General features: G+C 68.7%; 7 protein-coding genes and 1 other RNA gene. All 8 read left to right on the plus strand.

The annotated features are described in order from the left end of the window. Positions 1 to 348 precede the first annotated feature (348 nt). The gene (rsmI, locus tag ACS8YF_RS19115) at positions 349 to 1,191 is read left to right on the plus strand and encodes a 16S rRNA (cytidine(1402)-2'-O)-methyltransferase (protein WP_440851695.1); all 843 of its coding nucleotides are present in this window, start codon (positions 349 to 351) and stop codon (positions 1,189 to 1,191) included. 102 nt (positions 1,192 to 1,293) lie between these two features. After that, positions 1,294 to 1,648, plus strand: an RNA gene (gene rnpB / locus ACS8YF_RS19120) — RNase P RNA component class A. A 382-nt stretch (positions 1,649 to 2,030) separates the two neighbouring features. Further along, a complete protein-coding gene (gene mraZ, locus ACS8YF_RS19125; protein WP_440851696.1) occupies positions 2,031 to 2,492 on the plus strand; it encodes a division/cell wall cluster transcriptional repressor MraZ in 462 nt (153 codons plus the stop codon). 47 nt (positions 2,493 to 2,539) lie between these two features. Then, positions 2,540 to 3,484 carry a 16S rRNA (cytosine(1402)-N(4))-methyltransferase RsmH gene (gene rsmH, locus ACS8YF_RS19130; RefSeq protein WP_440851701.1) on the plus strand — a complete coding sequence of 315 codons (945 nt, stop codon included), beginning with the start codon at positions 2,540 to 2,542 and terminating at the stop codon, positions 3,482 to 3,484. Further along, a complete protein-coding gene (gene ftsL, locus ACS8YF_RS19135; protein ID WP_440851697.1) occupies positions 3,481 to 3,750 on the plus strand; it encodes a cell division protein FtsL in 270 nt (89 codons plus the stop codon). The genes rsmH and ftsL overlap by 4 nt, the downstream gene beginning before the upstream one ends. Beyond that, positions 3,747 to 5,474, plus strand: a complete 1,728-nt coding sequence (locus ACS8YF_RS19140; protein WP_440851698.1) for a peptidoglycan D,D-transpeptidase FtsI family protein — start codon at positions 3,747 to 3,749, stop codon at positions 5,472 to 5,474. The genes ftsL and ACS8YF_RS19140 overlap by 4 nt, the downstream gene beginning before the upstream one ends. A 1-nt stretch (position 5,475) precedes the next feature. Then, the gene (locus tag ACS8YF_RS19145) at positions 5,476 to 6,981 is read left to right on the plus strand and encodes a UDP-N-acetylmuramoyl-L-alanyl-D-glutamate--2,6-diaminopimelate ligase (protein ID WP_440851699.1); all 1,506 of its coding nucleotides are present in this window, start codon (positions 5,476 to 5,478) and stop codon (positions 6,979 to 6,981) included. Further along, positions 6,978 to 7,909 (plus strand): UDP-N-acetylmuramoyl-tripeptide--D-alanyl-D-alanine ligase (locus ACS8YF_RS19150; protein ID WP_440851700.1); only part of this gene is annotated, 932 nt, incomplete at its 3' end. The genes ACS8YF_RS19145 and ACS8YF_RS19150, both read left to right, overlap by 4 nt.

The raw sequence follows: 7,909 nt of genomic DNA on the forward strand, positions 1-7,909 counted from the left end.
GGGTCGGCTGCGAGGGCGGGCCGCCGGCCATCTGCGACGCACAACCGGCCATGGCCACGGCGGCGGCCACGATCGCTGCGGCCCGCAGGCCTGCCTTGAACACTGTCATGATGATTGCTCCCGAGAGGGTCAAGCCACGCAGTCCCCCCGCTGCGCGACGGTTGCCGCATAATATCAGCGCGCAAGCGGCGGCGTCGCGCGTATGGGTCGTGGCCGGCCACGACGCAGCGCCCGCGCCCTGCAGCCCGCGATTCGCGGTCTTCGATGCGCTGCCCGCACGAAGCCGCAACAGGCGTTCGGGCGCCGCCCCGCTCGCCTCGATCTGGTTTTACCGAAAAGGACGTCATCATGCCTTCGCCCGCGGCAACCCTTTCAATCGTCGCCACGCCGATCGGCAATCTCGATGACATGTCCGCCCGTGCGCGCGACGTGCTGGCCACGGCCGATGTGATCGCGGCGGAGGATACCCGACACAGCCGGCGGCTGACCGCGCATCTGGGTATCGGCACGCCGTTGATGTCGCTGCACGAACACAACGAGGCCGCGCGGATCGGGCCCATTCTCGAGCGGCTGGCGGCGGGCGAGCGCGTGGCCCTGATCAGCGACGCCGGGACCCCGCTGATCAGCGATCCGGGCTATGCATTGGTGGCGGCCGTGCGCGCGGCCGGTCATGCCGTGGTGGCGGTGCCGGGGCCGTGTGCTGCGATCGCGGCCCTGTCGGTCGCCGGGCTGGCCACCGATCGATTTGCCTTTGAAGGATTCCTGCCGGGCAGGGCCGGTGCGCGTCGGGCCCGGCTCGATGCGCTTGCCGATGAGCCGCGCACGCTGGTGTGTTACGAATCCAGCCATCGCATCGCGGCGACCGCCGCCGATCTCGCCGCGCGCTTCGGCGAGCGCCGGGTAGTACTGGCGCGCGAACTGACCAAACTGCATGAGCAGAGCGTGGCGCTCAGCGCGGCCGAGCTGCCGGCCTGGCTGGCCGGCGACGACAATCGCCGGCGCGGCGAGTTCGTGCTGGTGATCGCGGGGGCGCCGGAGCGCGCGGCCGCCACGGGGGAGATCACCCTGGACGCACTGCTCGCCGAGCTCGTGCCCGTCGCCGGCACCAAAAAGGCGGCCGCCATCGCCGCACGCCTGACCGGCACGGCGCGCAATGCCGCCTATCAGCGCGCGCTGGAACTGGCCGGTTAGCGACGCCTCGCCGCGATTCCGGCCGCGAGCGACCGGCGTTGGCGCATGGCCTCGGGCGCAGGGCTCGCGTCACGGGCCGCGAGCGCCTAGAATCCGCCGCTCGGAGTCGGCCGCGCAGTCGCGGCGCCGCCTTGCGGCGTCGAGGAAAGTCCGGGCTCCACAGGGCAGGACGCCAGGTAACCCCTGGGAGGCGTGAGTCTACGGAAAGTGCAACAGAGAGCAGACCGCCTAAGGTTCGCGCAAGCGAACCCGGTAAGGGTGAAACGGTGCGGTAAGAGCGCACCGCGCGACCGGCAACGGTTCGTGGCACGGTAAACCCCGTCCGGAGCAAGACCAAATAGGAGGACGACGTGCGGCCCGCACAGTCCTCGGGTAGGTCGCATGAGGCTGCCGGTGACGGCAGTCCCAGATGAATGGCTGCGCGCGACAGAACCCGGCTTACAGGCCGACTCCGATTCTCTTTTGTCATGGCGCGCCCCGAGTGGGCCGACGGGGCGCGCCCTCGAGGCGGGCAGGGCCGTCGACCCACCGCCACTCGATCCCACCCACTTTCTCCCACCAATGTCGAGCCGGCGTGCTCGTGCGCTCGGTTTTGCCTGTTTCAGGCCTGTTTTAACTGTATGCATATACATAAATTTAAGCCAAGCGGTTGAACGTAAAGTCGAAAGAATTGCTTTTTAGCTTGACGAAACAGGGTCGCAAATGGCTTGGAACCCGCTGATTGGCGGGGTTTTTTGCCGTGCCGAGAAACTTGACACTCTGTTTTGGCACTGCCTATAGTGGCGTCGAAGGGCGAGAAGTGGGGTAAAGTGGTTTAAGTCGACGAGCAGGAACCTCCAGTGTTCAAGGGGTCGCATTCGGTCACGATTGACGCCAAGGGTCGTATTGCGATCCCGGCGTCTTATCGGCAGTCGTTGATCGATGACTGCGGCGGCCGGCTTGTGATCACGCGCCACTGGGATGGCTGCCTGCTGATTTATCCCGGCCCCGAATTTCAGGCTTTCGAACAGCAGTTGCTGTCCCGCGGCAGCTTGAATCCGAAGGTGCGCGACATTCAGCGGTTTTTCATTGGCAATGCACGCGATATCGACATGGATCGCCAGGGTCGGCTATTGCTGCCGGCAACGCTGCGAGCGGCGGCCGGGCTGGAGGCCAAGGCCGTGCTGTCAGGCATCGGCAATCTGTTCGAGCTCTGGGACGAGGACACCTTCAACCAGCGCAATGCCGATACCGCGGACACGCTGGCCGATGACGCGGCCAACGGCGATCTGCCCGACGTGTTGATGGACATCAGTCTATGAACGTGCGTCGACCATCCACCGCCACCGCGCCGAGGTTCGCCCCCGCCATGGCCGCCGAACATCAACCGGTTCTGCTCGATGCCGCGCTGGCGGCACTCGCCCTGCGCCCGGACGGCGTCTATGTGGATGCCACTTTCGGGCGCGGCGGGCATGCCGCCGCCATTCTCGACCGTCTGGGGCCGGGCGGCCGGGTGATTGCGTTCGATCAGGATCCGGACGCCGAACGCCATGCGCAGGCGCTGGCGGCCACCGATGGCCGGCTTGTCTTCGTGCGCGCCTCGTTCGCCGATATGGCCGATGCCCTGGCCGCGCGCGCGATTCACGATGTCGACGGCGTGCTGTTCGATCTGGGGGTGTCGTCGCCCCAGTTCGACGTGGCCGAGCGTGGATTCTCGTTCCGCCATGCCGGGCCGCTGGACATGCGCATGAACCCGGAGGCCGGCGCGCCGCTGTCGGACTGGCTGGAGCGCGCCAGCCACGGCGAAATCGCCCGCGTGATCAAGACGCTGGGCGAGGAGCCGATGGCCGGGCGCATCGCCGCTGCCATTCTCGACGCCCGTGCCGAGGGTCGGCTGACCGACACCGCGGCGCTGGCCGCCGTGATCAAGCGCGCCATTCCGGCGCGCGTGGCCGCGGGCAAGCGCGTGCATCCGGCCACGCGCACCTTCCAGGCGTTTCGCATGCATGTCAACGACGAGCTCGGCGCGCTGGATGCCGGTCTGGCAGCCGGCCTGTCCGCGCTCGCGCCCGGCGGGCGGATCGCGGTGATCAGTTTTCACTCGCTGGAGGATCGGCGGGTCAAACGGTTTTTCCGGCATCAGGCGCGGCCGCCGCAGCCCGAGCTGCCGATGGCACCGGCGATCGAGCCGGCGTTGCGTCTGGTGGGCAAGCCGGCGACCGCGAGCGAGGCCGAGCTGGCCGCCAACCCGCGCGCCCGCAGCGCGATCATGCGGGTGGCCGAGCGCACCGCGGCCGCTGAGGTGGCGCCGTGACCCGCCGCGTGCTGGTGCTGCTCAGCCTGCTGGCGCTCAACGTGATCAGCGCGATCGGGGTGGTGGAATCCACGCACGACACGCGCGAACTGTTTCACCAGTTGCAGTCGGCCCGCCTGACCCGGGACCAGCTGACCACCAGGTGGGCGCAGATCCAGCTCGAGGACAGTGCCTGGGCCAGCCCGGACCGGGTCTCCCAGGTGGCCCGTAACAAGCTCGGCATGATCCAGCCGCGCCACTACGTCGTGCTCGGAGACAAGCAGTGAGCCGGGATGACGAGCCGCAACACTTCACGCCCTCGCGCTGGCGCGCCTGGTTCGTGCTCGGCGTGTTCGTCGTGTTCGGGTCGGCGCTGGTCTGGCGCGCGGTCGATCTGCAGGTTTTCGACGAGCAGTTCCTGACCCATCAGGGCGACATCCGCCATGTGCGCACGGTCAAGGTGCCGGCGCATCGTGGCGCGATCGTTGATCGCAACGGCCGGCCATTGGCGCTGTCGGCGCCCACCGAGTCGGTCTGGGCGGTGCCCTCGGCGGTACTCAAGGCACCGCAGAAACTCGGCGCGCTGGCGTCGCGTCTCGGCATGACCCCGAGCGACCTGAAAAGCGACCTGCAGCAGCACAAGAGCCGCCAGTTCCTGTATCTCAAGCGTCAGTTGTCGCCCTACGATGCGCACCGGGTGATGGCGGTGGGGGCGCCGGGCATTTTCCTGCAGCGCGAATACAAGCGCTATTACCCGGCCGGCGAGGCCGCCGCCCAGCTGGTGGGGCTGACCAATATCGACGGCAAGGGGCAATCGGGCCTGGAACTGGCGCGCAACAGCTTTCTGTCGGGTTCGCCCGGCGAGCGCAAGGTGATCAAGGACGGCCTGGGCCGCGTGGTCGACGACCTGGACGAGTTCAAGGCGCCCCATCCCGGTCATGATCTCAAGTTGACGATCGATTCGCGGCTGCAGTACCTGGCTTATCGCGACATCAAGGAGGCGGTGATCAGCCACAAGGCCGACGACGGCACCGTGGTCATGCTGAACCCGGATAACGGCCAGCTGCTGGCGGTGGCCTCCTACCCGAGCTTCAACCCGAACGACCGCGCCACGATCAATCAGGCCGGCATGCGCCTGCGGGCCGCCACCGACGTGATGGAGCCGGGCTCGACGGCCAAGGCGATCGTACTCTCGGGCGCGCTCGACAAGGGGCTCTACACCACGTCGAGCATCATCCATACCAAGGGCTGGTTCATGGTCGGCCGGCTCACAGTCAAGGACGAACTCAATTACGGCGACGAGGATTTCGCCAAGATCCTGCAGAAATCGTCCAACGTGGGGGCCGCGCACGTCGCCCTGAAGATGGGGGCGAAGGCCGTGTGGCAGGATTTTCGCAACTTCGGCTTCGGTGAAACCACGGGCAGCGGTTTCCCGGGTGAACGCTTCGGCGTACTGCGCCCCTACTACAAATGGGACAAGGTCGACACCGCGACCGCCTCCTACGGTTACGGCTTCGCGGTCACCCCGCTGCAGCTGGTCCGGGCGTACGGGGCGATTGCCGACAAGGGCAAGCTGCGCAGCCTGCGGTTGATTCTCGGCAAGGGAGCGGACATGCACCCGCCGCCGCAGCAGGCGATCAAGCCGTCCACGGCTGCGACCATGCGCCAGTTGCTGCGCGGTGTGATCAGCCCGCAGGGCACCGCCGAGCGGGCCAAGATTCCCGGCTACACCGTGGCCGGCAAGACCGGTACCGCGCGCAAGACCAGCGACGACGGTTACCATCACAATCAGCACCGCGCGTTGTTCGTGGGCATGGCCCCGGCCAAGCACCCCCGGCTGGTCACGCTGGTGGTGGTGGATAACCCGACCAAGGGCTCCTACTATGGCGGCACCGTCGCCGCGCCCGTGTTCTCCCGGGTCATGCAGAGCGCACTGCGCATCCTGCATGTGCCACCCGACAAGCCGGGCGTGCTCACGGCAGCCGCCGACTCATCGACGGCGGGAGGCTAGCGTGCTGGCCGATATCCAAGTCAGCGCGAATCTGCCGCGCTTGCTGGCCGGTTTCGCGGTGGCGGACGTGCCCGATGTCGAGGTCAACGATCTGGTGCTCGACAGCCGTCAGGTCGCGCCGGGCGCGCTGTTCGCCGCCTGTGCCGGCGCCTGTGGCCACGGCGCGACGCATGCCCGCGCGGCGGCACAGGCCGGCGCCGTGGCCATGCTGGTCGAGCCCGCCGCCGGCGTAACGCTCGGCGATGCGTTGCCGGTGGTGACGGTGCCCGATCTGTCGCGACATGTCGGCGCGATTGCGGCCCGCCTGTATGCCGACCCGTCCGCTGGCTTGTTCGTGGCCGGCGTGACCGGCACCGACGGCAAGACCTCCTGCGCCTGGCTGATCGCCCGAGCACTCGACGCGCTCGGGGTCGGCTGCGGTTATCTCGGCACGCTGGGTTTCGGCGCGATGGACGACCTCGCCGCGGCCACCCACACCACCCCTGACGCCGCGCGCCTGCAGCGCTGGCTGGCCCGCATGGTCGCGGCCGATTACAGCGCCGCGGCGATGGAGGTGTCGTCGCACGCGCTCGCGCAACGGCGCACCGACGCGATAGTCTTCGACGTGGCCGTGCTGACCCAGATCGGGCGCGACCACCTGGATTATCACGGCGACCAGGCGGCCTATGTGGCAGCCAAACGGCGCCTGTTCGACAGTCCGGATCTGAAAGCGGCCGTACTCAACGCCGACGATGCCACCGGGCGCGAGTGGCTGGCGCGCGGGCGTGATGGCGTCCTGCATATCGCCTATGGGCAGGGTGCCGGCGTGACCGAGTATGCCCGCTTCGTCCGCATCGAACGCGTGGCGGCCCGCGCCGACGGCCTGGTGGTCGATTTCGCCACGCATCTCGGCGGCGCGACGCTGGCCAGCCCGCTGGTCGGGACATTCAACGCCTGGAACCTGGCCGCCACGCTGGCCGTGTTGCTCGTTCGCGACGTGTCGCTGGTCGAGGCCGTCGAGGCGCTGGCCGCGGTACCCACCGTGCCGGGCCGCATGGAACGCATCGACGTGACCGACGAGCAACCGTTGGTGATCGTCGATTATGCGCACACCCCCGGCGCGCTCGAGGCAGCGCTGTCGGCGCTCTCGGCCCATGTCGAAGGCCGGCTGCTGTGTGTTTTCGGCTGCGGCGGCGACCGCGATCGCGGCAAGCGCGGCCTGATGGGCGCGATCGCCGCACGCCACGCGGATCGCTTCTGGATTACCGACGACAATCCGCGCAGCGAGGATCCGGCCGCGATCGTGGCCGATGTGCTCGACGGGATTCCCGAGGCGGTCACTGCGGCCGCGCGCTACGACATCGTGCATTCGCGCGGCGACGCGATCGCCGCGGCGATCGCCGCGGCCGCACCCGGCGACGTGGTGCTGATTGCGGGCAAGGGCCATGAGTCCAGCCAGCAGTATGGCGACGACACTCTTCCTTTCGACGATCGCGTGGCCGCCCGCCACGCTCTGGAGGCGGCATGAAGGGCCGGCTGTCCGAATTCGCGCTCGCGCTGGACGCCCGTTTGATCGGTGACGACGCCGTATTCGACGGCGCCAGCATCGATACCCGGCGTATCACCCGCGGCGCGCTGTTCTTTGCTCTGGCCGGCCAACACGCCGACGGCCATGACTTTGTTGCCGCCGCCGGTGCCGCCGGCGCCGCTGCTGCCGTGGTGGATCATGCCGTGGCGGCCGATGTCTCGCAGTTGGTGGTCGACGACGTCACGGACGCGCTCGGGCGCGCTGCGCGCCTGGCCCGCGCCGGTTTCGCCGGGCCGGTGGTGGGCGTCACCGGCTCGAACGGCAAGACCACGGTCAAGCAGATGATTTCGGCCATTTTCTCGGTGGCCGGGCCGGTCATGGCCACCGATGGCAATCTGAACAATCACCTGGGCGTGCCGCTGACCCTGATGCGGCTGGACGCCGCGGCCGAGCGGGCCGTGATCGAGATGGGCGCCAACCATCCCGGCGAGATCGGCCAGCTGGCGGCGGTTGCGCGTCCGGATGTCGGGGTGATCACCAACGCCGGCTGGGCGCATCTCGAAGGCTTCGGGTCGCGCGCGGGCATCGCGCGTGCCAAGGGGGAGTTGTTCATCCGGCTGCCGGAGGGTGGCACGGCGGTGATCAACGCCGACGACGACTATGCCGGGCTGTGGCGCGAACTCGCCGAGGGCCGGCGCATCGTGACCTTCTCGCTGGATGCCGGGCGCGCCGCGACCGTCTACGCCGACGACATCGAACTGGCCGGTGACGGCGCCCGGTTCACCCTGCATACCCCGGGCGCGGCCACGCCGATGACGCTGGCCCTGGCCGGACGCCACAATGTGGCCAACGCGCTGGCCGCGGCGGCCGTGGCCGTCGCGGTCGGGCTCGATGGCGCGACCATCGCGGCGGGCCTGGCCCGCACGGC

Origin of the sequence: Salinisphaera sp. SWV1 (assembly GCF_052044155.1) — a bacterium.
GTDB lineage: Bacteria > Pseudomonadota > Gammaproteobacteria > Nevskiales > Salinisphaeraceae > Salinisphaera.

What these genes read in the sequence shown, in the direction of transcription:
- rsmI (WP_440851695.1), top strand. Translation starts at nt 349, where the DNA reads ATGCCTTCGCCCGCGGCAACCCTTTCAATCGTCGCCACGCCGATCGGC.
- rsmH (WP_440851701.1), top strand. Translation starts at nt 2,540, where the DNA reads ATGGCCGCCGAACATCAACCGGTTCTGCTCGATGCCGCGCTGGCGGCA.